Source organism: Acetobacter musti, from assembly GCF_011516835.1.
In the GTDB taxonomy this organism is placed as follows: domain Bacteria; phylum Pseudomonadota; class Alphaproteobacteria; order Acetobacterales; family Acetobacteraceae; genus Acetobacter; species Acetobacter musti.
Genome location: NZ_WOTB01000027.1, coordinates 1 through 26,105 on the forward strand (window position 1 = coordinate 1; position 26,105 = coordinate 26,105).

General features: G+C 53.9%; 20 protein-coding genes, 1 tRNA gene and 1 pseudogene. 11 read left to right on the plus strand and 11 right to left on the minus strand.

From position 1 onward, the window contains the following. Both GOB93_RS16085 and GOB93_RS16090 read left to right on the plus strand, forming a co-directional pair. Window positions 1-102 (plus strand): annotated as a pseudogene (locus GOB93_RS16085) (IS5-like element ISMex42 family transposase); the annotation flags it as partial. A gap of 180 nt (window positions 103-282) precedes the next feature. Further along, the gene (locus GOB93_RS16090; RefSeq protein ID WP_173584520.1) at window positions 283-753 is read left to right on the plus strand and encodes an RrF2 family transcriptional regulator; all 471 of its coding nucleotides are present in this window, start codon (window positions 283-285) and stop codon (window positions 751-753) included. Here the strand turns inward: GOB93_RS16090 and GOB93_RS16095 are convergent. The 11 genes from GOB93_RS16095 to GOB93_RS16145 form a co-directional block, all read right to left on the minus strand. Then, complete coding sequence (locus tag GOB93_RS16095; protein ID WP_173584521.1) at window positions 750-2,999, minus strand: putative bifunctional diguanylate cyclase/phosphodiesterase; 2,250 nt, start codon at window positions 2,997-2,999, stop codon at window positions 750-752. The genes GOB93_RS16090 and GOB93_RS16095 overlap by 4 nt on opposite strands. 299 nt (window positions 3,000-3,298) lie before the next feature. Then, window positions 3,299-4,033: a hypothetical protein gene (locus tag GOB93_RS16100; RefSeq protein WP_173584522.1), complete on the minus strand. Its 735-nt coding sequence runs from the start codon at window positions 4,031-4,033 to the stop codon at window positions 3,299-3,301. 546 nt (window positions 4,034-4,579) lie between these two features. Further along, window positions 4,580-5,557 (minus strand): ABC transporter ATP-binding protein, encoded by a 978-nt coding sequence (locus tag GOB93_RS16105; RefSeq protein WP_173584523.1) that lies wholly within the window; start codon window positions 5,555-5,557, stop codon window positions 4,580-4,582. Then, entirely contained in the window at window positions 5,554-6,561 is a 1,008-nt protein-coding gene (locus GOB93_RS16110) for an ABC transporter ATP-binding protein (protein ID WP_173584524.1), read from the minus strand. The genes GOB93_RS16105 and GOB93_RS16110 overlap by 4 nt, the downstream gene beginning before the upstream one ends. Beyond that, window positions 6,554-7,525, minus strand: a complete 972-nt coding sequence (locus GOB93_RS16115) for an ABC transporter permease (RefSeq protein WP_173584525.1) — start codon at window positions 7,523-7,525, stop codon at window positions 6,554-6,556. The genes GOB93_RS16110 and GOB93_RS16115 overlap by 8 nt, the downstream gene beginning before the upstream one ends. Beyond that, on the minus strand, window positions 7,525-8,547 hold the full coding sequence (locus GOB93_RS16120; RefSeq protein ID WP_173584526.1) for an ABC transporter permease: 1,023 nt from the start codon (window positions 8,545-8,547) through the stop codon (window positions 7,525-7,527). The genes GOB93_RS16115 and GOB93_RS16120 overlap by 1 nt, the downstream gene beginning before the upstream one ends. Before the next feature lie 15 nt (window positions 8,548-8,562). Next, on the minus strand, window positions 8,563-8,751 hold the full coding sequence (locus tag GOB93_RS16125; protein WP_173584527.1) for a hypothetical protein: 189 nt from the start codon (window positions 8,749-8,751) through the stop codon (window positions 8,563-8,565). 166 nt (window positions 8,752-8,917) lie between these two features. Continuing rightward, window positions 8,918-10,624, minus strand: a complete 1,707-nt coding sequence (locus GOB93_RS16130; protein WP_173584528.1) for an ABC transporter substrate-binding protein — start codon at window positions 10,622-10,624, stop codon at window positions 8,918-8,920. A gap of 1 nt (window position 10,625) precedes the next feature. Beyond that, window positions 10,626-11,279 carry an SCO family protein gene (locus GOB93_RS16135; RefSeq protein ID WP_242010848.1) on the minus strand — a complete coding sequence of 218 codons (654 nt, stop codon included), beginning with the start codon at window positions 11,277-11,279 and terminating at the stop codon, window positions 10,626-10,628. Next, on the minus strand, window positions 11,279-14,065 hold the full coding sequence (polA, locus tag GOB93_RS16140; protein ID WP_173584529.1) for a DNA polymerase I: 2,787 nt from the start codon (window positions 14,063-14,065) through the stop codon (window positions 11,279-11,281). Before polA ends, GOB93_RS16135 begins: the two co-directional genes overlap by 1 nt. A 286-nt stretch (window positions 14,066-14,351) precedes the next feature. Beyond that, window positions 14,352-14,567 carry a zinc-finger domain-containing protein gene (locus tag GOB93_RS16145; RefSeq protein WP_173584530.1) on the minus strand — a complete coding sequence of 72 codons (216 nt, stop codon included), beginning with the start codon at window positions 14,565-14,567 and terminating at the stop codon, window positions 14,352-14,354. Between the two features lie 137 nt (window positions 14,568-14,704). On the opposite strand from GOB93_RS16145, the gene GOB93_RS16150 reads away from it, so the two are divergent. The 9 genes from GOB93_RS16150 to GOB93_RS16190 all read left to right on the plus strand — a co-directional run bounded on the left by GOB93_RS16150 (window position 14,705) and on the right by GOB93_RS16190 (window position 25,975). Continuing rightward, window positions 14,705-15,796, plus strand: a complete 1,092-nt coding sequence (locus tag GOB93_RS16150; protein ID WP_242010849.1) for an alpha/beta hydrolase — start codon at window positions 14,705-14,707, stop codon at window positions 15,794-15,796. A gap of 71 nt (window positions 15,797-15,867) precedes the next feature. Continuing rightward, window positions 15,868-15,944, plus strand: a tRNA-Arg gene (locus tag GOB93_RS16155). A gap of 756 nt (window positions 15,945-16,700) precedes the next feature. Further along, entirely contained in the window at window positions 16,701-18,005 is a 1,305-nt protein-coding gene (locus tag GOB93_RS16160) for a glycoside hydrolase family 68 protein (RefSeq protein ID WP_173584532.1), read from the plus strand. Window positions 18,006-18,524: 519 nt separating this feature from the next. After that, window positions 18,525-19,613, plus strand: a complete 1,089-nt coding sequence (locus GOB93_RS16165; protein WP_173584533.1) for an acyltransferase family protein — start codon at window positions 18,525-18,527, stop codon at window positions 19,611-19,613. Window positions 19,614-19,847: 234 nt separating this feature from the next. Further along, window positions 19,848-20,525, plus strand: coding sequence for a preprotein translocase subunit YajC (locus GOB93_RS16170; protein ID WP_173584534.1), 678 nt, complete (start codon window positions 19,848-19,850; stop codon window positions 20,523-20,525). A gap of 725 nt (window positions 20,526-21,250) precedes the next feature. Beyond that, complete coding sequence (locus GOB93_RS16175) at window positions 21,251-22,447, plus strand: MFS transporter (RefSeq protein ID WP_173584535.1); 1,197 nt, start codon at window positions 21,251-21,253, stop codon at window positions 22,445-22,447. A 232-nt stretch (window positions 22,448-22,679) separates the two neighbouring features. Continuing rightward, the gene (gene msrP / locus GOB93_RS16180; RefSeq protein ID WP_338422401.1) at window positions 22,680-23,624 is read left to right on the plus strand and encodes a protein-methionine-sulfoxide reductase catalytic subunit MsrP; all 945 of its coding nucleotides are present in this window, start codon (window positions 22,680-22,682) and stop codon (window positions 23,622-23,624) included. Window positions 23,625-23,661: 37 nt separating this feature from the next. After that, window positions 23,662-24,282 carry a protein-methionine-sulfoxide reductase heme-binding subunit MsrQ gene (gene msrQ / locus GOB93_RS16185; protein ID WP_173584537.1) on the plus strand — a complete coding sequence of 207 codons (621 nt, stop codon included), beginning with the start codon at window positions 23,662-23,664 and terminating at the stop codon, window positions 24,280-24,282. Window positions 24,283-24,604: 322 nt separating this feature from the next. Continuing rightward, window positions 24,605-25,975: an amidohydrolase family protein gene (locus tag GOB93_RS16190; RefSeq protein WP_173584538.1), complete on the plus strand. Its 1,371-nt coding sequence runs from the start codon at window positions 24,605-24,607 to the stop codon at window positions 25,973-25,975. The last annotated feature ends 130 nt before the right edge of the window (window positions 25,976-26,105 follow it).

Sequence of the window (26,105 nt, forward strand, 5' to 3'; positions counted from 1 at the left end):
CTCAAGGAATGGCGCGCTGTCGCAACCAGATACGAAAAAACAGCAACCTCGTTCCTCGCGGTCATCCACATCGCTGCCGCCGCAGACTGGATCAAGTGCTAACAGGCCCTAATCAAATTCGACTATTCATGAATATTTATACCATCGGATGTGGCCACCTTGCCGCCTGTCCTTAAATCAACAGGATGAAGATACGTCTTCACTGGCCGGTCAGAGTTGTCAGCGGGGACGCTTCTTCATATTTTGCTAACGCCTGGCCGGTTTGCAGCGTATCTTTAAGTTATGCATCTGACACTGCACACCGATTACGCTCTCCGAAGCCTGATCTACCTCGGGACCGTTTCTGATCGTCTTTGCGCGATCCGTGAAATCGCCCAGGCGTATGATATTTCGGAAAATCATCTGGTTAAGATCATTCACCGTCTGGGTATCGCCGGCTTTGTCGAAACAACGCGTGGTCGGAAGGGAGGGCTGCGGCTGGCCCGGCCCGCGGATCAGATCAGTCTTGGCGACGTGATCCGTTCGACAGAAGAGGATATGATGCTGGTCAGCTGCATGCGAAGACCGGCAGGCACCGGTTCGTGTTCACAGTGCAGGCTCATGCCTGACTGCCATCTGAAAAATGTCCTGGCGGAAGCCCTTGATGCCTTCTTTGCGGTGCTTGATCAGCGCACGCTGGCTGACGTCATTCAGGATTTTGAACGAAAACAATTATCGGACATTCATTCGCAACCGGAACGTGAAGCGGATTAGGCTGTGTTCGCGGAAAGAGCACTGTTTCGCCTGTCTATGGCGAAGGATCCGGTTTGCTGAAATTTTTCCACCAGATGTGAAGCCTTCTCCTGGCTCATAGGCCGTCCAAACAAATATCCCTGAACTTCCGTGCATCCTTTGTCGCGCAGTCTTTCAAAATATTCGGGAGTCTCGACCCCTTCCGCTGTGACGGCCACGCCCAGATCGACTGCCAGCGCGATTACAGCACTGACAATGGCCGCACTGCGTGAATCAGACAGCATGTCGCGTACGAAGCTGGCATCCAGTTTTATTTTCGAAAACGGAAAGAATCTCAGATATCCGAGTGAGGAGTAACCCTTGCCGAAATCGTCGAGCACGACACTTACCCCGAGCGACTGCAGTGACTGGAGAACGCCATACGTAGCCGCATCAGCTTCCATGAAAATCGTTTCTGTCACTTCGAGTTGCAGGCGTTCCGGTGGCAGACCGGATAACCGCAGATTATTTCGCAGAGTGCTGATAAAATTCTGATGATAAAGCTGTTCGACCGAGATGTTGACGGAAACCCACAGGGGGTCAGGCCAGCGGATGGCTGTCATACAGGCCTGCTGAAGCAACCATGATCCCAGTTCTCCCATGAGTCCCGCTTCCTCCGCCAGGCGGATGAACCGGTCAGGCGGCACCGGACCAAGAACGGGGTGACTCCAGCGGGCAAGAGCTTCGAAGCCAACGAGATGACGTGTCTGAGCGTTGATAACCGGCTGGTAGTGAAGTTCAAAACGCCTGTCATGAACCGCTTCGCGCAGGTCGCGGATCAGATCGCGTCTTGAATCTGCCAGGGCACGATAAGAGGGCTCGAAGACGCGGAACGTGTTTCCGCCGAGACGTTTCGCTTCATAGAGCGCCAGATCGGCAGCTTCCTGAAGAGCGCTCTCGCCTGATCCTGCAAGGGGGGCCAGGGCGATCCCTATGCTGATTGAAGGCCTGACAACTGTTTCTTCGATTTTGAGGGGTTCGGAGACAAACCGGAGCATTGTTTCAGCAAGCACAACCGCGGAATCAACGGTCGCGTGATGATGAATCAGAATCAGTTCATCGCCGCCTGTTCTGAACAACGTGTCTTTATCATTCAGACAACGTTGTAATCGTCTGGTAACTTCGACAAGTGTGCGGTCTCCCGCCGCGTGCCCGAGCGAATCATTCACGCCCTTGAAGTCGTCAAGGTCGACGGCAAGGAGTGCAAACGGCGCATGTTCACGTGATAATTCGACCAGAGCCGTACGCAGGGCATCATCATATGCATAACGATTTGGAAGGCCGGTCAGGCCATCATGTGCTGCCCTGAAAGAAGCGCGCTGGTCCTCCCTGTAACCCGCAGTAACATCAGCCCCTACACCTCTGTAGCCGGCAAAGTCGCCGTTCTCGAAAAGCGGGTGACCTGTAAGGGAAAGAACGTGCTCATGCCCGTTGCGGATTACCGGTATGGCAAGGTCACGAAAAAAAAGTTTCGATTTCATGCAGTGTGCCAGATGCAGCCATTGAGGACTGGCTGGCGCTGTGCCACCAAGCTCCTGCAGGAACAGGCACCCATCAGGCGGGACATCTCCGCCAATAATTCCCGTAAGTGCCGCGACGGAACTGATCAGGTGTCCTTCAGCGTCGGTTTCCCAGACCCATTCGCCTACACTCTGATCCGAACGCCGCAGCATAAGGCGCACGATGTCACGTTGTTCCGCGAGATCCAGACTTGCCAGCACATAACGTGTCAGCAGAACGGACACGGCCTGGCCGAGGCCAAAAATGAAACCCGCATAGATCGCCAGTTCCGTCAGAAGAACCGGGTACAGCGGCCCCGGGCTAAAGTGCCACGCCCTGATCAGGGCAATGACGCAGCCGGCGATAATAACGCCTGCGAGAGAAATGGTGCCTGACATGACCGGGGAGACCGAGAGTGACGTCGCTATGAGAGCGACAATCACGCCGGCGACGAGAGTTTGCTCATGCCGGGAGCCATGGGGAAACACTGTCACGGGGAGCGAAGCCCAGCACAGGCCGAGTGCCAGATTAAAAGTGATGAATGCCCGGCGGGAAAGCGCTTTCGATGGCCGCCATCCGATAAAAATGCCGTAACCAAGGACGAGGGTTACGATGACGTTCAGAAGCGCAGGCGCATAAACCGGATGAGTGGTCCAGAAAAATGCAAGTGTCAGAGGCGCGCTGACAAGATTGGCTCCGAGATGAAAGGGCAGAAGCCGAAGGAGCATAGTCCGACGTTGCAGACGAACGGTTCGCTGCAGCCGTGGAGGGACCGGCGGTCCTCTGAACTGATGCATCAGACGTTTCGTCAGTTGTCTGAAGCCGTTTTCCGGCTGGTCATCGTCTTTCCTGGTTCGGGCAGCAGAGGACAGATGGGGTATTTTTGGGCGTATCGCTTTATTCCGCTTCTGTCTGAAGGATGATCCTGCCGACTGTCGTGCTGACAACCGGCAGGATACCGAACCTCTTGAAAAAGAATTAACGTTATATTACCATATCTCTCTTTCTGGGTTCAAATTATTTAGAGCTACGCAGCCTGAAGCTGCGGGGCCATCTGTTCGGCGATTTCGTTGGCTGCGATATCGAACAGCTGGACGCAGCGTCCGATATTGGCAGCGAGTGTGCCTGCGACCACGGCCGGGTCGGTTGACGGATGATAGGCGCGGGCGAGGTCTTCATCGATTTCGAGATGAGACGGCCCATGATGGTCGTGTGCGGTATGCGCCTCACCCCAGAGCCAGCGGCGAGACGGAAAAGCGCTCGTGAAGGCCGGTGCATGACACAGATAGGCTGAAAGCTCTTCTGCAAGATATTCAACGCCGGCGAGCCACGAGAAAAACTCTACCGGGTCAGCGCTGGTGGATGCCCTGATCAGTTCCTCGACGGCACCGAATACAGGATAGTCTCCCGCATTAAGATCAATACCGAGTTCTTCTGCCCCTGCGATCCAGAGAAGGGCATGCGATCCTTCCTCATCTTTCATTTCGCGGACAGCCTCCCGCGCCTCACCGAAAAAAGCCTTTACGCGGGACTGGCCAAAACGTTCAACCAGCGGACGAAGCGGTAAATGTCCGACACGCTGGTCAATTGCACGTTCAAATGCCTGCACAAAAGGCCAGAAACCAATCAGAAGCCCGCGGATCGCTTCACGGTCTCCGCGGGCACAGGCGCGGACCAGTGGTGAAGAAAAAATCCCTTCCCGTGTGGCGACACGGACCACATCACGATCAAGGGCGGGTTCGGAAAACAACAATGCGTACATGATAACCCTCACAAATAATGATTACCCGGTGCATCCGGTAAAACTATAATAATGTTTTGTTTTTATCTTTCTATTATTAATATATTAAATAATATTATGTAAATAATAGCGGAAAAACAAATTAATATAGTAATTATCATTTCGATATCGAAATTATATGAAGCTGGAATTTGTATGATAAATTGCTCATATGGGTTGAGAGTTTCAGAAATTTTACGAAAAACGACATAATACCAAGGAGATTTTTCCGTTTGTGGAAACGATGTCGCGCAGAAATGCGTGAACCGATGCCGATCCGTGAGTTTTTACTCCGTGATCCATCATGCGCCAGCGATATTCATATCTGAGACGATTGACGCCAGGTGACTGAAACCTGTCGGAGATTTTGTGGTCAGACAAAATCCGAGTGCTTCGACATCCTGCTATGCATGACACACGTGTTATACCGCCCGCATCATACTTGTCAGAGGCGATGACCTGTCTGGACAAAGATATAAAATACTTTGTGATGTCGGCAATATATCGCGTCTGTACCTTAGTATAAAATCAGGGATCATTCACCAGCGGAAAATGACATGCAACGACGCGCCCGTCCGGTAATGGCCGAAGGTCTGGAACCACAATCGCGCAGTCAGCCTGCGCTTTCGGACATCGTGTATGAAATCTGCAACCGGAAGGTGGGGACACAGGACTGGGGACATCGCCCCGCAAGAGCGTGCGTGATGCATTTTTACGAATTACCGGTTCCGGTACTGCGGCAATCAGAGCTGCCGTGTAAGGATGAGCCGGCGTGTGCAGAATTGCGTCAGTTTCTCCCTGCTCGACAATTGCTCCGAGATACATGACGGCAACGCGAGTGGAGATCTGTCTTACCACAGCGAGGTCATGAGCAATAAAAATGTAAGTCAGGCCAAGCCTCTCCTTTAAATCTGTAAACAGATTGATGATCTGGGCCTGAATTGAAACATCCAGTGCTGAAACAGGTTCATCTGCGACAATGAGCTGCGGTGAAAGCGCGAGCGCACGTGCAATATTAATCCTCTGCCGCTGGCCTCCGGAAAATTCATGAGGGTATCGGGAAAGAGCTGATGTCGACAATCCAACCAGTTCCGTCAGCTCAGCAAGGCGCGCCTCTATCGTGGAACTGCTCCGCTTCTTTCCGTTGTTGTCAGGATGTACACGCAGAGGCTCGGCGATCAGATCTCCGATCCGCCGGCGCGGATTGAGCGATGCGTAAGAGTCCTGAAACACCATCTGCATCTGGCGACGCAGCGGACGCATCGCACGTTCGTTGAGCGATGAAATATCACACCCGTCAAATGTGATTGTTCCTGATGAAAGCTCGGTCAGTCGTAACAGGCATCGTCCGAGTGTCGATTTGCCACAACCCGACTCTCCGACCAGTCCCAGGACTTCTCCCGGCATGATTTCCAGCGAGATATTGTCGAGGGCTCTCAGTGTCTGACCCCGTGGCAGTTTATACTCCTTGCGGAGACCTTCGGCGTGCAGAAGCGTTGTGTTCATGCCGCACCTGCAGCACGCGGGGGGAGGGGATGCCCCTCAGCCGGCAACACGCAGGCCACATCCTGAGTTCCATACGCGATCAGTGACGGTAATATCATGCAGCTTTCGTGAACATAGTGACAGCGTGGCGCAAATGCACACCCCGAAGGGCGTTCTAAGGGAGGCGGTGGAGCGCCCGCTATTGAAGGAAGACGTTCCGGCCGCGGGCCGGTCAGAGGTGGGATGGAATCCAGAAGTGCACCCGTATAAGGATGGCCTGGCTGCCGGAAAACAGCTTCAGCAGGACCGCGTTCAGCGACCCGGCCAGAATACAGAACCATAACGCGGTCACACGTTTCCGCCACGACACCCATGTCATGGGTAATCAGCAATACCGATGATCCGTAATTGTGCCGGAGATTACGAAGCAGATCCAGGATCTGTGCCTGAACTGTTACATCCAGTGCTGTCGTGGGCTCATCGGCAATCAGCAGTGAAGGGTTGCAGGATAAGGCCATTGCAATCATTGCGCGTTGTCGCAGGCCTCCCGAAAGCTGATGAGGATAACGGTTTGCGGTCCGCTCCGGATCGGGGACGCCCATGTCGCCCAGTAACTGCACCGTACGCGCCCGCGCCCCGGTTCTCGATATTGCTTCATGAACCCGGATCTGTTCGTCAATCTGCCAGCCAATCGTATAGACTGGTGTAAAAGCTGTCATCGGATCCTGAAAGATCATCGAAATTTCCCGTCCGCGCAGATGGCGAAAGGATCTCTGTGATAATCCGACGAGTTCCTGCCCGCGAAACAGTGCTGATCCCGTAATCTTCACGCCAGGTGCGTCAATCAGCCCCATGATCGCCATGGCGGTCACGCTTTTGCCAGAACCGGATTCTCCGACAATGCCCAGAATTTCCTGCCTGTCGACGGAAAAAGAAACATTCTCGACAATAGGTACGTCGCGCCCGCGCGAGCGAAAACTGACGGAGAGGTCACGCACCTCCAGAAGCGGCAGGTCATCAGGCATCGCGAACTCTTGGGTCAAGAAAAACATAAATCACATCAACAACGGCGTTCGCGAGTACGACAAATACCGCCGAATACATCACACTTGCCATGATCAGCGGGAGATCAAGATTGGATAACGCCTGATACGTCAGGCGCCCGACGCCCTGAAGTCCGAACACAACTTCCGTCAGCAGGGCTCCCCCGCCGATCAGCTGGGCGAAATCGAGCCCGAACAGGGAAACAAAAGTAATCATGGAAGTCCGCAGGCCATGCACCAGCAGCACGCGCGCAGGCGAAAGACCTTTTGCCCGTGCCGTGCGCATGAAATCTTCACCCGATGCCGCTACGAGATCCGCCCGCAGCACGCGGCCGTAAATTCCGGTGAACAGCACCGCAAGCACGATCCAGGGAATAATCAGCGCCCTGAACCAGCCCGTCGGACTTTCCGAAAAAGGGATGTACCCCAGCCCCGGAACCCACGAGAACATCCAGGTGTCATGATAGCGTGCCTGCGTGACCAGATTTGCCACCTGACCAAGCCAGAAAACGGGAAGGGAAATCCCGATCAGACCAAGGATCATAAGCCCCCGGTCAATCAGTGTGCCTCGAAAAGCTGCTGCAACCGTCCCCATTGTCACCGAGGCGATCACCCAGATCGCCGCTCCGCCGGCTGCCAGAGACAGCGTCACCGGAGCCGCCATCACGATTTCTGGGACGACAGGTTCGCCACGATCCACATAGGATGTCAGATCCCGTGTGATAAAGAGCTTCTTCATCATCGTCGCGTACTGAACCGGAAGCGGTCTGTCGAAACCGTATTCGTGCCGCACCTTCTCCATCGTTTCCGGCGAAGCATTTTTTCCGGCAATCCGCGCTGTTGGATCCGCACCGGGCGTAGCAAAAAATACCAGGAAGACCAGCACCGAAATGCCGAACAACACGAACAGCGTCTGCGCGAGACGCCTGAGAAGCGCTGTCAGCATCACGATCCCTTCCGGCTGGTCTCGCGTATATCAAGCGCATCCCGCAGACCGTCACCGAGAATGTTGAGCGTCAGAACCACAGTCACGATCGCCAGACCGGGCGCTATCGCCACCATCGGCCGGGTATATATCAGCCCCTCACCATCCTGAATGATCGTGCCCCACGAGGCAGCGGGTGCCTGCACCCCGATGGAAAGGAAAGACAGAGCGGATTCAGCCAGCAGAGCCAAGGCGGTCAGCAGCGGGGCCAGGACCACCAGCGTGGCGGAAATGTTCGGCAGAATATCAACCAGCAAAATCCGCCAGCGCGGGACGCCGAGGCTTCTTGCCGCCATGACGAACTCCGCGTTCCTCAGCGTCATAACCCGGCCCCGGACAGGTCGTGCCGCGTAAGGGACGTAAACAAGAGCGATAATCACGATCGGAATCAATAAATTGTCGCTCTCGACAGTAAACGGTCCGATTTTCAGTCCCTGGCTGATCGTCACGATCGAAAGTGAAATTGCAAACAGGTAGACGGGCACGGCCCACATAATGTCCATCAGCCGCGAGAGGACCATGTCAACGACACCACCGAAAAAACCGGAGAGCACGCCGACGAGGGCTGCCATTCCGATGCATAGCAACGCTGCTGAAAATGAAATCAGCAGTGAGTTGCGACCGCCATACAGCAGACGGGCCGCAACATCCCGCCCCTGACTGTCAGCACCCAGGAAGTAGGCCGAAGGATGCCAGGTCGGGCCGGCCGGGCTGAGACCGAGATGAAGAGGATTGTCGTTAGGCTGCATGATATCTACATTCTGACCGTTCAGACTGAACGATCCCGCGACATTGGACGTGAACGGATCGGTATGGGCGATATCATGGGCATAGAACGGCGCCATGATGCAGGCGAAGGTTACCAGCAGCAGGATCGCCAGCGCACTCATGGCCGGACGATTCCTGACAAGCGCCTGTCCGGCTGTCCGCCAGGGGCCTGCGGCCACCCCTGATACGGCGGAGGAGCCTGTTTTTATCACCATGAATACGATCCCCCTTCAGACAGGATCATTGCTGTTCGGGAAAGACAGACGCCGGACAAAAGACAGGCAGGTTGCCTCGGCGACATCTCCGGCGGCCAGATCAGCGGGCATGCTGGCGAGAACCAGACATCGATATGACATTTGCGTTGCATAAAGTGTTGGCGATCCGTTGGAAAGCCGTGGGATATCAATGTAAGCGATCATGCGGGCCGTTTCCGGTGAAAAGGGACAGAGGCTCCAATGTCAGACGATATGCAGACCTTCATGCGGAAGATCGGTTCCGGTTTTTGCAATGATAAGAATGACGCTGCCCGTTCCGGAAAATCCCTGTCTATACCCGACGGCCTGAAGTGGCAGCGCATGCCTGATCCTAGCGGAGCTGAAATTGCGAAAAGACGACTTCGTAGATTGGCGCGATAAAATTCCCATGAACGCGCGGTGAAAGCAGCGTAACCCAGCGCACCTGATTCAGAGGTACGGCGGGCGCTTTTGCCATGAGAGCGCGTGACGCCTCTGCCCAGAGCGCATTTCCGGCTTTCTGATCTGTCACCGAGACCTGAGCAGCCCGGTCCATCAGTGCGTCAAGATCGTGGTCGCAAAAGCCGGAAATATTAATGGAGTTGTCCGAGTGCGGCGTGAATGTTCCGCAGGAGAACAGAGCCTGGAGATAGGTTGATGCCGCAGGGTAATCGGCATTCCATCCGGTCAGGCCGACCTGAACGCGATTGTCACTGTTCTGAATATAGTTGAACTGAACCGCCTGAGTGATCGGGCGCACGGACGTAATATATCCCAGTGCCGCAAGTGTGCTCCGCAACTCATTTGCGCGCGCCACATAGCCGGGTTCAGAAGGAGAGACGATGGTCACACGCTGGCCTCTGGTGCCACTCTCTTCAACCAGGCGCTTCGCCAGAGCCATATCCGGGGCTTTCCAGGACGGCGCAGGATTTTCCGGCGATGCGCCCAGCGTGTAGGCGCAGCCCGGCTCGAAGCCGGGAGCCCCCGCAGGAAGCATCTGGCACGAAGGGATGGCTACCGTCGGCCCTCCGCTCTGAATTACAAGGGCCTTCCGGTTGATAGCGTAGTTGAAGGCGCGCCGGACCCGAAGATCATTAAATGGGGGGATGTTTACGTTCAGAGCTGCGTAATAGAGATTCAGAAAGTCGATAATGCGCACACGATCCGCGAATCTCCCGCCAATTTCCGCAAGGCGGTCAAGCGGCGCATTCTCATACATCCAGTCGGACTGCCCGTTCTCGATTGCCGTTACTTCCGCTTCAGGATCGAGACCGAAGGCATAATGAATTGCGTCCGGATAACCGGCAGGCTGAGCCTGATGATCCCACTCGCGGAAATATGGGTTGCGCTTCAGCTCCATTGCGGAGTTCGGGTCATACGACGCGATGTAGTAAGGGCCGGTTCCAGGTGGAGCGACATTCCCTGTGTCATGCGCCGGCGTGTCCGCAGGCACAATCGCCCCGTGCAGAAATGCCAGACGGTCAAAGAATTCAGAATCCGGATGGGTAAGATGAAAGGTCACCGTACCTGCGGCGTTATTGGCAATAACGCCTTCTGCCAGCGTGCAATGTTCCGGATCATGCAGACACGCGGTTCCGCCGACGATATGACTGTAATACGGCCCGGCGGTCGGGCTGTTCACTCTGAAAATTCGTCTCATTGATGCGACGACGTCGTCGGGGGTCAGCAATTTGCCGTTCGAGAAATGAATTCCCGGCCGCAGATGAAATCGGTATGTGAGACCGCCATCTTCCGGGGCAGGAAGTGAATCGGCGAGATCGGGAACGGCCTGGCGGTCGAGACTGCCGGCTGATTTCGCGAAAGTCGTCAGCCCGTCATAGACGAGGGCCTCGATCTGGTAGTTCAGATGCAGATAACTGATCTGAGGATCGAGCGTCCCGCCGGAAGTCTGCGATGTCAGGTGTAATGTGCCACCAGCGTGGGGACCGGCCGGAGCACCTGATGGCAAATTTCCGGTTGTGCCGGCTCCTGTTGCTCCGGCCGGCCCCGTCATGATCAGAAACGTGACGCCTGCAGCAAAAGCAAATCGAAAAATCATATTACTGCCGGGCAAGAAGAGGACGCAGCTTTGCCTGTATTTCCTCCGGGCTGGCCGTCGACGGGATCATCCCGGCAAATCGTCCGTCAGGGTTCATAATGACGATCTGAGGTGACGTCATGTAGGAATAACCCCAGTCAGGATCGGGACGTTTTTCTATCGTCGCATGAAATTCCTTTGTGACAGCTTCCAGCGTCGCCGGCGCGCCCGTGCCGGCGATAATTTTTGCCGGAAATTGCGATGCATAGCGGCGTAACTGCTCGGACAGATCCCGCTGAGGATCAAGGCTGATGAAAACCGGTGCGATCCGGTGTCCGTCCGGGTCGAGAATATGAAGCGCCTGACTGAGACGCGTCAGCATTTTCGTGCTGCTGTCACCAACGGAATGAACCGCGCCAAACATCATCAGCATCCAGCGTCCGCGAAATGTCATGTCGGTCATTGTGCCGTCGGATGCATCCATCAGACGGAAACGACCCCCGACTTCATTTCCTTCGGAATCCACCATCGGTCCCATCGCGTCCGATATCCGGTAGCCCACATAAGTCATGACGGCAGCCGCAAAAAAAGTGGTCCCGACGAGCGTCAGCAGCTTCCGGCTCCGGCGTTTCTCTTCCGCGAGCCGGGATACGGGATCGTTATCCGTCGTCATCATCAGTGCGCCTCCGCCCAGTTGGCGCCAATACCTGTTTCAACCACAAGCGGCACTGCCACAGACGCCGCTTCCTCCATAACGCGCTTTACCACCGAAGCTGTCTCCTCAGCTGCCTGCTTTTCCACTTCAAACAGCAGTTCGTCATGCACTTGCAACAGCATGACTGTCGGAAGCGCCGCCTTTTCCAGAACACGTGGAAGCCGGACCATGGCCCGCTTGATGATGTCGGCAGCTCCCCCCTGTAAAGGCGCATTGATGGCCTGCCGCTCGGCATAATTCCGCTGCGCGGCATTTTTTGCCGTAATTCCGGGAACGTAACAGCGCCGCCCCAGCGGTGTCGTAACATAGCCATGTGCTTTTGCTTCGGCGCGGCGCGCGTCCATATAGGCGCGAATTCCCGGATAGCGCGCGAAATAGGCGTCAATGTAAGCGCGGGCCTCGCCCGCAGGAATCCCAAGCTGCTTACCCAGACCGAAGGCTGAAATCCCGTAGATAATTCCGAAATTGATTGCCTTGGCTCGACGGCGTGTCAGCGGATCCATCCCTTCCAGCGCTACTCCGAATACTTCGGACGCTGTCCGCGCGTGAATGTCCTGTCCCAGTTCGAACGCTTCACGCAGTGTCGGTACATCTGCCACGCTGGCCAGAAGACGAAGCTCAATCTGCGAATAATCTGCTGATAACAGGACTTTGCCTTCAGGCGCGATAAAACTGCGTCTGATTTGCGCGCCTTCCTCCGTGCGCACCGGGATATTCTGCAGATTCGGATCGTTGGACGACAGACGACCTGTTGTCGTAATCGCCATCTGGAACGATGTATGAACCCGGCCTGTTGCGGGGTCCATCTGCGAAACCAGAGCATCCGTATAGGTGCTCTTCAGCTTCGAAAGCTGCCGCCAGGCAAGAATCCTGTCCGCCAGTTCAATGCCCTGATCCGCCAGCTCCTGGAGCACGGAGGAGTCCGTACTCCATGCCCCGGTCTTGCCACGTTTGCCGCCCCTGAGGCCCATCTCATCAAAGAGGATTTCTCCAAGCTGCTTGGGCGAACCGACGTTGAAACTCCGCCCGGCAAGATCATGGATTCCGGCTTCGATAACCGTCATCCGGCCCGCGAAATTCTCCGACAGACGGCGCAATTCTGTCGCATCGACTTTAATTCCGATCTGCTCCATATCGGCCAGAACGGTAATCAGCGGGCGTTCCATCTCCTCGTAAAGCGCCAGCGCCTGGCTGGTCCGAAGCTGCGGGCGTAGCACCTGCCATAACCGCAATGTGACGTCCGCATCTTCCGCGGCATAGGCTGTCGCGCGATCCAGCGTCACCTGCTGGAAAGGAATCCGGTTGCGCCCTTTCCCCGTGACATCATCATATGTGATCGGGGCATGACCAAGATGCAGTTTCGACAGCTCATCCATGCCCTGACCATGCAGGCCAGCCGACTGCGCATAGGAAATCAGCATCGTGTCGTCGATCGGGGTGATGGTTTCAATTCCGGCACGCCGGAATACCAGCAGATCAAATTTCGCGTTCTGAAACACTTTCAGAACGGACGGATCAGCAAACAGCGGTCTCAGCGCAGCCAATGCATCCTGCACGCTGATCTGTATGCCCGACGGAGCTTCGAGCGTGCCTTCATGCAGAAATGGCACATAACAGGCGCGTCCCGGAGCCACGGCAAGAGACAGTCCGACCATTCGCGCCCGCAACGGATCAAGCCCGTCTGTCTCGGTGTCGACAGCGCAGACACCTGTCTGCTCCGCAGCCTCAATCCATGTCGCCAGCGCCGCGAGGTCCGTTACGGTATCATACGGCCCGTAAGGCAGTTTTTCCGGCTCTGCCGGCGGTACGGCGGTCTGCGGAAGAGAGATTGCCGCAGCACGCATCGACGCCCGCGCCGTTGCCTGGGTCAGCGGAGAACCATCGCCGAGTCCAAACCGGTGACGGATTGAGCGGAAGCCCATCCGATCCAGCCAGTCACCCAGGATTGTGGCATCCGGGTCGTCTACCGCCAGATCAGACACCGGTAACGGTAATGGAACATCCGTCTTCAGAGTAACCAGCTTCAGCGAAATTCGTGCGGCTTCAGCGTGCTCGATGAGCGAGGTTTTTCGTTTTGAAGGCTTCATTTCCGGAGCTGCACTCAGAACGGTCTCCAGGGAGCCGAATTCGTTGATCAGCGCCGACGCTGTTTTGGGTCCGATCCCGGGAATGCCCGGAACATTGTCGGTCGGATCGCCCATGAGAGCCTGAACATCAATAACCTTGTCCGGTCCGACCCCGAATTTCGCTTCGACTTCGGCTGGTCCGATTGGCTTCTGCCGGATCGGATCCATCATGTCGACATGAGGCCCGATCAGCTGCATCAGATCCTTGTCAGAGGAAACAATCGTACACTGACCGCCCGTTTCAGCGACCGATCGTGCATAACTGGCAATAAGATCGTCAGCCTCGAATCCATCGAGTTCGATTCCAGGCACGCCAAAAGCGGCTGTGGCTTCTCTGATCAGACCGAATTGGGGAATCAGATCTTCGGGAAGGTCTGGCCGATGGGCCTTATACTGGGGGTAAATTTCATTGCGGAATGTCACCCGGCCTGCATCGAAAATAACCGCAAGATGTGTCCCGACATGCTCGCGCATCAGTCGGGTCAGCATGTTGCAGAATCCAAAGACAGCGTTGACCGGAACGCCATCCGGATTTGTCATCGGAGGCAGGGCATGAAATGCCCGGAAAATGAACCCGCTGCCGTCAACCAGAACAAGGTGCGGCGCGCCCGTATCGGCCATGAATGAATCGCCCTAAAACTGAAGCCCGGCCGGACGTCTCCGTCTGACCCGGAAAGGTTCCCGGATAAAACGAAAAGCGGACAGCCAAAACCCCGCAAATGGGGAGACGATCAGAATACGTCCTGCTCGTCATGAAAGCGTCAGATAACACAGGCGTGAAAAGATTGCGCGCCGGGGGAGAAAATCCGGTGCTGTCCGCGGCTAAGCCCGATTACAGAGATACGGGGCTTGCCCGGATTTCAGTCAGAAGACCTGTTTATTGACTGTCAGTGACTGCCTGTCGGTGTCAGTGTCCTGTTTCCGGTTCTGCGTTTGGGTCCACGACGAACAGTCGCGAACAGTACGGACAGAATGTCTGATGACCGCCAATTTTCAGCCACACACGCGGATGACCAAGAGCCCCCAGACCTCCATCACAGGAGATTTTGTGCGTTTGCACGATCACCGTTTCAACATGCCCCAGGCGCGGTCGGGGGGACGGGTTTGCCGGCTGGATGAGCATGAAAATATCCTGTCCTGAAAGCAGGGCCCGGTGGCCCGGAATGCAGGAGGATGATACGCAGGAACGCTGTGAGTTCAAACCGTCCCCACGTCTTTGTGTCCTTATGTCGGTTTCTGCGCCGGCAGGATGATCGCACTATGACCGGCCGCTATGCCCGGATAGCAGTGGTGGTGATGAGTTGTCTGAATCTGGCCGCCTGTGCCAGCGAGCCTGTCATCCACGTCCCGGCACGCTATGCCCGGGATGCTCGTCTCGTTCCACCTGATCGTATCATCACACTGTCGGACGGTGCGCGCATTCCGGTCCGGATCTGGCCGTCGTCCGGTTCCGAACGTGGAATTATTCTCGCCCTTCACGGTTTCAACGACAGTCGCGATGCATGGGAAATGGCAGCACCAGCATTTGCTGCCAGTGGTTTTACGCTCTGGGCTCCGGACATCCGCTGTTTTGGTGCCGCACCTGGCAGGGAAGGGTGGCCCGGAGCAGGGCGTATGGTTCAGGACGCCGTCGAGGAGCTGACGCTGATTGTCCGGGAACATGCAGATGTCCCGCTTTATCTTATGGGAGAAAGCATGGGAGGCGCGATTGCCATGCTGACCATGACCCGGCCAGCTGTCGCTGCCCCCATGCCGAAGATTGCCGGAACGATCTTGCTCGCTCCCGCCGTCTGGAAACTTGGGCCTGGTGCCGACATTCCTGTCCGGCTGCTCGCCGCTCTGGCCCCCAATGGACGTGTGACCGGACGGGAACTGCCTGTACATGTTACGGCCAGCGACAATATCGCAGCTCTTCGTCGCCTCTATTTTGATCCTCTCACTCTTCACTCTACAAAACTTGTCGCTTTGCGCGGCCTCATTGCTCTGATGTCAGAAGCCGCTGACAGCGCAGGCAAGCAGCACGGCTCAGAACTGATCATCTACGGAGATCATGACCAGCTGGTGCCTGTCAGCGCTATGGCGCAGGTCTGGCGACAGCTTCCAGAGACTGTGCGCCGCGACATTATTCCCGGCGGCCATCACCTGCTTCTCCGCGATAAATCCGGCTATCGTGTTGTAGCTGATATTCTTTCTTGGCTCAGCAGACCGGACGCGCCGCTTCCGTCCGGCGGAGATGCCTCCGCTGCCACATGGGCCAGTCTCCATGAGGCAAATCCGGGGGCGAACGGCTCCGCTGATACGGACCCTTTCTTTCTTACGCCTTCCCGGATTGATACTCTGACTCCGCAATAAGCGCGTTTTTTCGCCTCTGCGCGAAACCCTCTTGGCAACCCGGTCCCGACTGAGGTAGGAACACCAGCAATGGACCCGTAGCTCAGCTGGATAGAGCGTCGCCCTCCGAAGGCGAAGGTCGAAGGTTCGAATCCTTTCGGGTCCGCCAAAAAAACCAATAAAACATACATTTAAATAAGATTGTTCAGGCAATCACGAAGCGCAGATCGAAGAGTGCGGTTTCAGGCTTCTGCGAGAGCAGCTATCCGGAATTAGTTTTCACAATATCCGGTTCTGAACGACCGGCGCATCAATACGCGGACTATTCCATTCCGGGTGTTTGATCTCTGGTTATTGAGCTGTGCCGGCTTGTTGTGGAAAGGCGTAACTGATTACCGCGCCCGACGGCAATCAGTCTCCCTGATTGCGCACAACTGGCAACTGTCGTTCCCGCATAGATATATGTGAGCCTGCTGACCATTTCCCAGGATACTTACTGTCCGTTTTCTACGGACCGCTTTGCAGGCAGAATGACGGGTACGATCAATAGTCGCTCCGAACCTGTCAGGTGCCAGGATATCGACGCTTGCTATGTCATATCGATTCTGCTGCCTCCCAATTCACATCAATGGCATTCTGCCGATCTGAAAATTTTTTGCCAGATCGAAAGTAATTTCGTCAGGAATTGGCATTGTATACCGTAAAAAAATATCTGTATTATTTAATTTAGAAAAATAAACTAATAAATATAAATTATATTTTAATAATAAATAAAGTCTAACATATCAAATTAATACAAGTATTGCATCGAAAAGGCTGCATGAGACCACAGATTTCCACCATGAACTGAAACGCAAATCTCCGGGTGAAGACGGGCATCATCCGCCACGTCGATGATTCGACACAACCCCATTCGGAGCAATAAATGACTTCCTACACGTCACGGTGGACAATCGCCGATGCGCTGAAAGTTCACGCTGACGACCCGACAACGACCATGCCGGTGATCGATCAGGATTTTCCAACGATGGATGAAGCGGTAATGATCTGGGATACAGGTGCACTGCGAAATATCCATGGTCAGACAGTCACATTTAAAGGATGGCATGTAATCTGGTCGCTGGCGGTTGATAAGATTGATCTCTCAGACGCAGATATTTACGACGAGTGGCATTCCCGGAATGATCGCGCTTATATCGGGTACTGGTTTTCTAAAACCGGTAGCGGCGATGACTGGCAGTGGGGCGGCCGTCTTCTGAAAACAACAGCTGACCTCCGTCCGCATGAATGGTCCGGTGGTCTTGTCATGCGCGAAGGCACTGGCAATGTCGTCGACATGTTCTATACATCGGAAGCGGATTCTCCGGTTAATCAGTCCGTGCCGTCCGTATCGAGCGGGCAGATTTACGCCGATGCAAATGGTGTCTGGTTCGACGGTTTCGAGACTACGACAGAGATGTTTTCTGCGGATGGCGTGCATAATGCTAATGCCCAGCAGGATGAGTATTTCGATTTCCGTGACCCGCATCCGTTTATGAATCCGGACGACGGGCGCATCTACTGTCTTTACGAAAGCAATGTTCCCGGAATGCGCGGTGCCTTTACCATAGGCAGTGAGGAGCAGGGCGTTCTTCCGCCTGGTTTCAGTGTTTCCGCCGGTGCGCAGTATGGTGCAGCGTCAATCGGAATTGCGGTGCTGGACGACGGTGCTTACAAACGTGGTGATTTCTCGCGTGATCAATGGACACAGCTTGATCCACTGGTGACGGCCCTCGGGGTAAACGATCAGATGGAACGTCCCCACGTGGTATTTAAGGATAATTATACCTATCTGTTTACCATCAGTCATCACAGCACATACAGCGGCGGCCTCTCGGGACCGGATGGCGTCTATGGTTTTGTTTCAGAAACCGGACTCTTTGGTCCCTATAAGCCTCTGAACTCGTCTGGTCTGGTTCTGGGTAACCCGTCAGCCGCTCCGTATGAAACGTATTCGCATTTCGTCGATCCTGATGGTTATGTGCAGGCGTTTATCGATACACTGCCTGCTCCCGGGAATGATCCCAATAATCCTCAGACTTTCAGAATTGGAGGTACGCTTGCCCCAACAGTGAAGATCAGTCTCGAAGGTGATCGGACATTCCTTTCTGAAGTGCATGGTTATGGACAGATTTATGCTCAGGCAGCCTGGCCTGTCGGAGCGGCGTGGGATCATCGTCCGACAGTCTGACCCGTTATTTAAACCAATGAAAGTCGTCCCATTCCGGGGCGGCTTTTACCATTTTTCTAAAACGTCTTTTGCTGCGCCGAATTGTTAAAGCGAGCATCTTCTTCGATTCAGATTTTGCATATCCTGAAACTGGAGTTATCGGGGCGTAAAGTGAGGTCCGCTGATGCGGGCGATTGCAAAGCGCATCGCTGTTTACATGGATTGAACATGTCATCCGGAGTATCTCTTGCCAGATTTTATTTACTGACCTTTCGAACATACTCTATGATAAGAAGCGACAGATCATTTCTGAATCTTATAATTTCCGGAATTGTTTATTTTAACAATGAAGTATTATTTTTTATACAAATAAAAAATAATAAATTAAATCTATTTAATTTCATCAAATGTTATTTATTTTATTATAATAGAAACGTTTCCCTAGAGTTTTCTGTTGACGTAATCTGAATCAGATCATAGCAGTAATGTGATTTTTGTAAAAATCCCCGTTCTTTCTGACAGGTGTTCGGAGATTCAGGTTTGTATAATCAGGGAACACCAAAAATTGTAACAATACAGTATATGCGGGCTGCCGCTGCTCTTTGTGTCGTGGTTTTTCATCAGTTTCAGTATATTATTCCTGCTACGCAGCTTGGGCGATATGGGGTCGATCTGTTTTTCATTATAAGTGGATTTATTATAGTTGCATTAACAGACGGAAGAAAGATAACCCCGGCCGGATTTTTTCTAAACAGAGTCATCAGGGTTGTTCCTCTTTATTTTATTGCTACAGCTGTAACGCTGGCACTGGCTGTTGTGCATATTTATGTCCCGCATCTTGTTACAAGCAATGCGAGTCATGTTTTTAAGTCGGTAATTTTTTTTCCGGATTTCGATAAAGAGAACAAGATATATCCAGCCTTGTATCTGGGGTGGACGCTTAATTATGAAATGTTTTTTTACGCATTATTCGCATTATTTCTTATTTTTACATCATCTGTCAGAATTCTGTTTTTAATAGCGACTCTTGTTGCTCTGTCTGCGGCAGGTGGTCTTAATAATTTTCAGTCTGCAGCTGCATTGACATATACGGATCCGCGTATACTTGAATTTGGAACAGGATGTATTTTTGGAAGAGTTTTCGGACTCGGTCTGAAAAATCAGCATCCACGTGATCAGGTAATGTTGTCGGCGATAGTCGTTGCCGCTTTAAGTCTGGCTACCCTGTTCTTTCATGTGCTGCTGCCTGCAACCATTATTTCTGCTATCTTTATCGCTGTTGTATTCGCTGAACGATCCGGCAGGATAACAGCGGTTCCGGTCCTATTATTTCTCGGGGAAGCTTCTTATTCCATTTATCTGTTTCAGGAAATTGCCGCCGATATCGTAAGGCGGGTAATCCTTTTTCTGAGTCATTCGTTTTATGTGAGTGAAAGTGTTGCGTGTGCCTCGGCAGCTATCGCGGGTGTGGTGCTTGGCTGCATCGTCTGTATTGCTATAGAGCGTCCGGTGACATCATTCCTTCGCAGGGAACTGAAGCGCCGTTCAGGCGGCCAGTCTTCCATCGCGACGGCTGCCGGTAAGGCCGCTACACCGGGCTTACTCCATTCGGAGCCCGGCGTTCGGTAACTTCAGCCAGGTTACCTGAAACGGCAGAATGAAATAACACAGGTCATTCGGACAGTCGCGGATCCGGTCGGTTGATGATCCATGAGGTCGTGTTTCTGGCAGCTAATGAAAAATATTTCCGGTTTGGGACAGTCAGGTCATCGGTCTGATCTGCTGATGCGGCAGGGAGTGGCGGCAATCAGCGGGAAGCTGTAATGTGCTGCGAAGTGAATACGACGAACCACAGGTAAAGCTATGATCTCCGGAGTTCTGTTTCCTTCTGTTAAGCGGCGCGGTGGCATTTTTCTTGTTGCGCTTGCACTGTCCTGCGGCGGCGCGCCGGGTAGTGGTACGGTCCATGCTCAGGGCACCATTACCGGCGCTCAGACGATGGTTGCGACCGTTGAAACAATCGATCCGGCAGAAGGCGATCTGTTGCTGCGGGATAACGATGGCGGCCTGATAACGATCGAAATCCCGCAAGGTACGCATAATCTGCCTCACCTGCAGCCGGGTGATCAGATCAGGATCCGTTTCTTCCAGACTCTTGATGCTACGCTTGCAGCACCTGACAGTCCGGCGCCAGTCTCGACAGTTTCTGCTGCACATGGTTTCCGGAACCGTCATCCGCACGGCACTCTGATTTCTTTCCGACGTAAACGTGTCCGGGTCATTGCCGTTGATGCCGCTCAGAAAGTCGTCACCATTGCACGGGCATCGGGTGAAAATCAGACTGTCTCGGTGCAGCAAAAGGCGTTTCAGCCTCTGCTGTCCACGTTGAAGGCTGGCGATCTCGTAGATGTGACTACAATGGATGCTGTTTCGTTCACTGTGATGAATCGCGTTGTATCTCCCTCTGTAACAGTCCAGGAAGGGAGTCCGGTATCGCCGCCTGCGACGACTTCCGCACCATCTGTTTCTCCTCAGCCATAACCGGACCGTGCTTGCCCGTTCATTTGTCGGCAGTACTGCCAGATAATACTGCGTTGCGAAGAAAACTGCGTCTGCGGCCAGATTGACCCGGGAGCAATTGTAACATGAAAGCTGCTTTATTCCTGCTTCTGGTACTGACGGCATGTCAGACACGTGAGATCAATCCGCGCCACCATATTTCCGGATTTTACGGAACTGGTGGCGCTGGTGCGATGCCCTGATCCCGACAGGCAGGACGCTGGCAGTCTTTGACCTTGCAAGGTGCAGGCAGATCATTCTGGCCCAGTATAAATTCGACCGGTGAGATTCTCCTAAAATGAAACTGAGTAGGTAAAGCACTTCTGGTGTGTGAGGAAAGTATTTTCGAATTAATCACAAGTATAATATTAAGTTTCCAATAATATTGTAAATGCTTTTTATTTCTTATAAAGATATAATTTTTTCTAATAATTAAATAAAAGTGCTATGTTTTTGAAATACCGGTTTATTTTAGGTAGTTTTATAATTTAACCAAGTATAAATAAATTTATCTTTCTGGATTTGAATTAATATATTGTAACAATCAAAGCAGATTGCGATTCCTTGCGGAATGACGGAGCCAAACCGGTCGGGTGACAGATTTTTTATGACGCAAATTTATTACGGCGCTTTCCGTTCTGTCTCAGAATGTGCAAAAAGCCGATCATATCCGGCATAGCCGGTTCGCCGCTTCTGTCAGGAAATCGATGCTTTTTAAAACTCTGCCCGGTCAGGCCATCGCGGGTCTTTGCGCTCTGTTTGCCTCGACATTCATTGCTGTCACGACGGAAGTTGCGCCGGTTGGACTTCTGATTGACATGTCGCAGGCGTTTCATATCGAAGAAGGCCACGCTGGTCTCGCCGTCAGCGCTTACGCCCTGCTGGTCGGTCTCGGAGCGGTTCCACTTACAATCGTGACGGCGCGCATGGACCGAAAAATGCTGATGCTGCTCTGTCTTGCAGGATATGTTGTCTCCAATCTGATATGCGCTGTTGCACCAACTTTCCCCGTTCTGTGCCTCGGTCGGGCACTGGGGGGATTATCCCACGCGGTGCTGATGTCCATCGCCGCCGCCTACGCCTCTTATCTCGTGCCCGAACGGATGACCGGGCGGGCTATTTCTTTCGTATATGGGGGAACGTCCCTCGGTTCGGTCCTGGGTGTGCCCGGAGCAGCGGCAATCGGCGAACTTGCGGGATGGCGCACTGCTCTCTGGGTTATTTCTGGCCTTGCCGTGATGCTGACGATCTTTATCGCCCTGTTCCTGCCGCGAGTCCGTGCTCCTGCAGGAGGTTCTCCACGTCTGCCAACCCTGAGATCCCGTCACGCCGCACGTATTTTTGCGATCGTTATTTCTGTTAATACCATTTTCTTTTTCGCTCATAATCTTCTCTATACATATGTAGCGCCGCTTCTGCTTGCTCATGGACTGCCCGAAAGTGATCTGAGTATTGCACTGCTTATTACGGGTGCCGTCAGCGTATCTGGTTTATGGGGTGCTGGTCGTCTCGTGGACAGTTTCCCGGCCGCGGGGCTGTTTGGAGGGGGGATTGCCATGCTGACAGGCATGAGCCTCGTCTACGATCACATGCTTTCCGGATGGATGTCGGTTGCGGCAGTGGGCCTCTGGTGCGCCGGTTATGCGGCCGTAATCCCGTTTGTCATGGCCGGTGCGATTCGTGCCCGCGCAACCAGTGCGGATGTCGCCGGCGCCGCCATCAATTCCAGCAGTAATATCGGAATTCTCTTTGGGTCCGCTATTGGCGGTCATCTGCTTATAACGCTTGGCTTCAGCGTACTCTGCCTCGCGTCGGTCAGTATTGCGTTGATCGGCATCCTCCTGACAGTGTTCAGTCCGGTTGCTTTTCCCCGTAAGCTGGGTGATACGCATCCCGTATCATAAGGATTTCAGCCGCGTCGGGTCGTCGATGATATTCCGGTCATATTGCTGAGTCCGGAAACGGCTTTTTCGCCTGCGTGGTTTTCTCTTGCATGCTCAGCCGTAACCTCACAGCGTAAAAGCCGGCATGGTCCAGATCTGGCCCTGGCCCAAACCCCGCGGAAACCGGCAGACGGGGAATTTTGTAAGATTTCTCTCTGCCTGGACACCGCTTCCATTTATCAGGAGAGACATCGTGATCTCCCGTTCATTTTCCGAACCCAGACCGAGCGAAATTACTCCAAAAGAATATTATCTGAGACGTCGCATGGTTCTCGCTGTGACCGGTTTCCTCTCCGCCGGAGCTGCAACTGGCACTGTGAAGGCCGCGAGTCTGGCGACGCGTCCCGGTGGTTTCGGTAAGGCAGAGACGCCGACGTCTCTTGCGGATATTACGCATTACAACAACTTCTACGAATTTGGTCTCGATAAGTCCGATCCGGCGAGATTATCCGGGTCGTTTCATTCCCGCCCCTGGACACTGCGTATTCAGGGCGCTGTCGCGAAACCGGTGATTATCGATATCGATCAGCTCATCGCCACACATCAGCCCGAAAGCCGGATCTACCGCATGCGATGTGTGGAAGCCTGGTCCATGGTGATTCCATGGGACGGGATTCCGCTTGCAGACATTCTCCGTCAGGCTGAGCCTCTTGGCTCAGCGAAATTCGTCGCGTTCACATCGGTTCTGCGGCCCGATGAATTGCCTGGTCAGCGGAGCGGTTACGGAAGTATCAGCTGGCCTTACGTGGAAGGCCTGCGGCTTGACGAAGCCATGAATCCCCTCACGTTACTTGCCGTTGGCCTCTACGGTGAGACGCTTCCCTCCCAGAATGGCGCTCCTCTGCGTCTCGTCGTGCCGTGGAAATACGGTTTTAAGGGGATCAAATCGATAACGACAATGACACTCATGGAAACTATGCCGCCAACATCATGGAATCAGCTTGCGCCGCAAGAATATGGTTTTTATGCCAACGTGAACCCTGATGTTGATCATCCGCGCTGGAGCCAGGCCAGTGAACGGGTCATCGGAAGTGGAGGGTTCTTCGGTGAAAGGAGACAACCGACGCGTCTGTTTAACGGGTATGGCGATCAGGTTGCCCACCTTTACGCCGGGATGGATCTGAAAACCTTTTTTTAGCGCGGACTCATCCGAATGATCTCCTGGTGCTTCTGAGATGGCTTCCAGTATAAGATGGACCCCCCCGGGGGTTATCATCCTGACGCTCTGGATCGCAGGCCTTGTCCCGGCATTCCGGTCATTCTGGCTTGGTGCAGATAACGAACTTGGCCCGGATCCGGTTCGCAGTTTCGAACACCTTCTTGGGTTATGGGCCTTTCGTTTCCTGCTGGCGTCGCTGGCGATAACTCCGCTGCGTCTTGTGACTGGTTACAGTCTCATCAGGTATCGCCGTACGCTGGGACTTCTGGCCTTCGTCTACGCCCTCATGCATGTCGCAACCTATATCGCGCTGGACCTACAGTTCGATTTTGCCATTCTCTGGCGCGATCTGACGAGGCGGCCGTTCCTGGTTTTCGGGATGATCGCTTTTCTCTGTCTGATCCCGCTGGCCGCCACTTCCAGCCAGTTTTTAATCCGCAAACTGGGACGAAACTGGAGACGCCTTCACCGTATCGTCTATGTGGCGCTGGTCGCAGCATCAGCGCATTTCCTTATGGCGTTCAAAACGTGGCATCCGGAGGCACTGCTTTATGTTCTGTCCGGAAGCATTCTGCTGATCATCCGCGTCGGTTATAAAATACGATCACAAGTCCGTCAGACAGGCGCAAAAATGTGAAAACAGACAGAAGTCACCTGACTCACAGTGCTTCAGGCAGCCAGTTTCTGCGCCCGACTGATTTTACGGCTTTCTGATTGCGCAAACACATCCGTCGCAGATTTCTCCGACAGTGAAACTGTCTGTCAGTCAGAAAATACATCCTGCTTTCTCAGATCTGAACGGGTCCGGAAGCATGATCATGAGACCGGAAGGCTCTTCCTTCCCAGGGACTCTTGCCACGAAGTCATCGGGAATGGCTGGACAGCAGTATATCCGGGCGTCACGCTGATGCGTTCAGACATAATGCAATGACACACCTGCAGCAGGAAATGTGACCGCGATGAAAAAATTACTGCTTCTCGGTATGAGCGCTCTGACCCTGGGTGTGATCGCTCCCGCCTGCGCCAGCGAAACGCCGATCCTGTTTGAACATGTACGCATTATAGATGGTACCGGCGCCCCCGCCCGTACAGACATGGCTGTGCTTGTGCAGGATGGTAAAATCACGGCCGTCACACCCGCAGCCCAGGCACCTTCAGTTCCGGGTGCGAAAATTATGAATCTCGCCGGAGAGACCATGATCCCGGGACTGATTTCCGATCATAGTCATGTCGGGCTTGTCTCCGGCACGACTTCCGGGAGTGATAATTTCACCCGTGACAATATTCTGGCGCAGCTTCGTCAGTTCGAGCGTTACGGTGTTACGACTGTTGTCGCGCTGGGTGTGACAAAATCTCCCCTGTTTGACGATCTTCGTCGTGAACAGCACGCCGGCCTCAATCCCGGTGCCGACCTGTTTGGCGTCGATCAGGGGATCGGTGTGCCCGACGGCGCGCCGCCTGTTGGCATGATGCATGTTGGTGATTCACAGGTTCTGCGCCCAGCCACTCCCGAAGAAGCCCGCGCTGACGTTGATAAAATGGCTTCTGAAGGCACCGATCTGGTTAAAATATGGGTCGATAATTTCAAAAACGGCGTTCCAGGAAAAACCGGACTTCCCGTCATGAAGCCGGAAATTACGGAAGCAGTCATTACCCGTTCACATGAAAAAAACCTGCGTGTTGCAGCACATATTCACGATCTCTATTATGCAAAAGAACTTGTTGGAGAACACGCCGATATCCTCGCGCACGGTGTTCGCGACAAGCCGGTTGACAAGGCACTCATCAGCGCCATGAAAAGTGCTGGCACGTGGTACATTCCTACGATCAGCCTGGATGAATCGGTTTATCTGTTTGCTCAGGAACCAGATCTTCTGAATGATCCTGAACTGGCCCCGGCATTGAATCCGGCTCTTCGAATGGAATTCGCTGATCCTGCCTGGCGTCAGAAAACACTGGCCGATCCGCTGGCCGACGCAGCCCGCAAAGCCGTCGCCATGAACCAGAAAAATCTCGTTTTTCTTATTCATTCCGGCATTAATGTCGGCTTCGGGACCGATTCTGGCGCCACGCCACTCCGCATTCCCGGTTTTGCCGAGCACCGTGAATTGCGACTGATTACGGGAGCCGGACTGACGCCGCTCGAAGCCCTGCATCTTGCTACAGAACAGGCGGCTTCCCTTATGCATCTTACCGATCGGGGTACGATTGCGCCTGGTAAACGTGCCGATCTTGTTATCCTGAAAGCCGATCCGACAGATGACATCACTGCCGTCGATCAGATCGTCTCTGTCTGGCACAGCGGAAAACAGGCATTTCCTGCGCAGTAAGCCTGCTTTCTGCGTTTTTGTGAATCGCCAGATCACAGCGAGATGCAGGAAGAAGCCGTTCAGGTCGGATTGCAATCATCTCGGACCCTCCGTAAATCCGCTGCCTCAGACAGATCGGATGGCAGCGGGA

Bases quoted from the DNA above. Each gene is read 5' to 3' on its own strand.
- GOB93_RS16125 (WP_173584527.1), bottom strand. From the start codon at position 8,751: ATGATCGCTTACATTGATATCCCACGGCTTTCCAACGGATCGCCAACA.
- msrQ (WP_173584537.1), top strand. From the start codon at position 23,662: ATGGCTTCCAGTATAAGATGGACCCCCCCGGGGGTTATCATCCTGACG.
- GOB93_RS16135 (WP_242010848.1), bottom strand. From the start codon at position 11,279: ATGATGACGACGGATAACGATCCCGTATCCCGGCTCGCGGAAGAGAAA.
- GOB93_RS16120 (WP_173584526.1), bottom strand. From the start codon at position 8,547: ATGGTGATAAAAACAGGCTCCTCCGCCGTATCAGGGGTGGCCGCAGGC.
- GOB93_RS16170 (WP_173584534.1), top strand. From the start codon at position 19,848: ATGATCTCCGGAGTTCTGTTTCCTTCTGTTAAGCGGCGCGGTGGCATT.
- GOB93_RS16175 (WP_173584535.1), top strand. From the start codon at position 21,251: ATGCTTTTTAAAACTCTGCCCGGTCAGGCCATCGCGGGTCTTTGCGCT.
- GOB93_RS16105 (WP_173584523.1), bottom strand. From the start codon at position 5,557: ATGAACACAACGCTTCTGCACGCCGAAGGTCTCCGCAAGGAGTATAAA.
- GOB93_RS16100 (WP_173584522.1), bottom strand. From the start codon at position 4,033: ATGTACGCATTGTTGTTTTCCGAACCCGCCCTTGATCGTGATGTGGTC.
- GOB93_RS16115 (WP_173584525.1), bottom strand. From the start codon at position 7,525: ATGCTGACAGCGCTTCTCAGGCGTCTCGCGCAGACGCTGTTCGTGTTG.
- polA (WP_173584529.1), bottom strand. From the start codon at position 14,065: ATGGCCGATACGGGCGCGCCGCACCTTGTTCTGGTTGACGGCAGCGGG.
- GOB93_RS16150 (WP_242010849.1), top strand. From the start codon at position 14,705: ATGACCGGCCGCTATGCCCGGATAGCAGTGGTGGTGATGAGTTGTCTG.
- GOB93_RS16130 (WP_173584528.1), bottom strand. From the start codon at position 10,624: ATGATTTTTCGATTTGCTTTTGCTGCAGGCGTCACGTTTCTGATCATG.
- GOB93_RS16160 (WP_173584532.1), top strand. From the start codon at position 16,701: ATGACTTCCTACACGTCACGGTGGACAATCGCCGATGCGCTGAAAGTT.
- GOB93_RS16090 (WP_173584520.1), top strand. From the start codon at position 283: ATGCATCTGACACTGCACACCGATTACGCTCTCCGAAGCCTGATCTAC.
- GOB93_RS16110 (WP_173584524.1), bottom strand. From the start codon at position 6,561: ATGCCTGATGACCTGCCGCTTCTGGAGGTGCGTGACCTCTCCGTCAGT.
- GOB93_RS16190 (WP_173584538.1), top strand. From the start codon at position 24,605: ATGAAAAAATTACTGCTTCTCGGTATGAGCGCTCTGACCCTGGGTGTG.
- GOB93_RS16095 (WP_173584521.1), bottom strand. From the start codon at position 2,999: ATGCTCCTTCGGCTTCTGCCCTTTCATCTCGGAGCCAATCTTGTCAGC.
- GOB93_RS16145 (WP_173584530.1), bottom strand. From the start codon at position 14,567: ATGCTCATCCAGCCGGCAAACCCGTCCCCCCGACCGCGCCTGGGGCAT.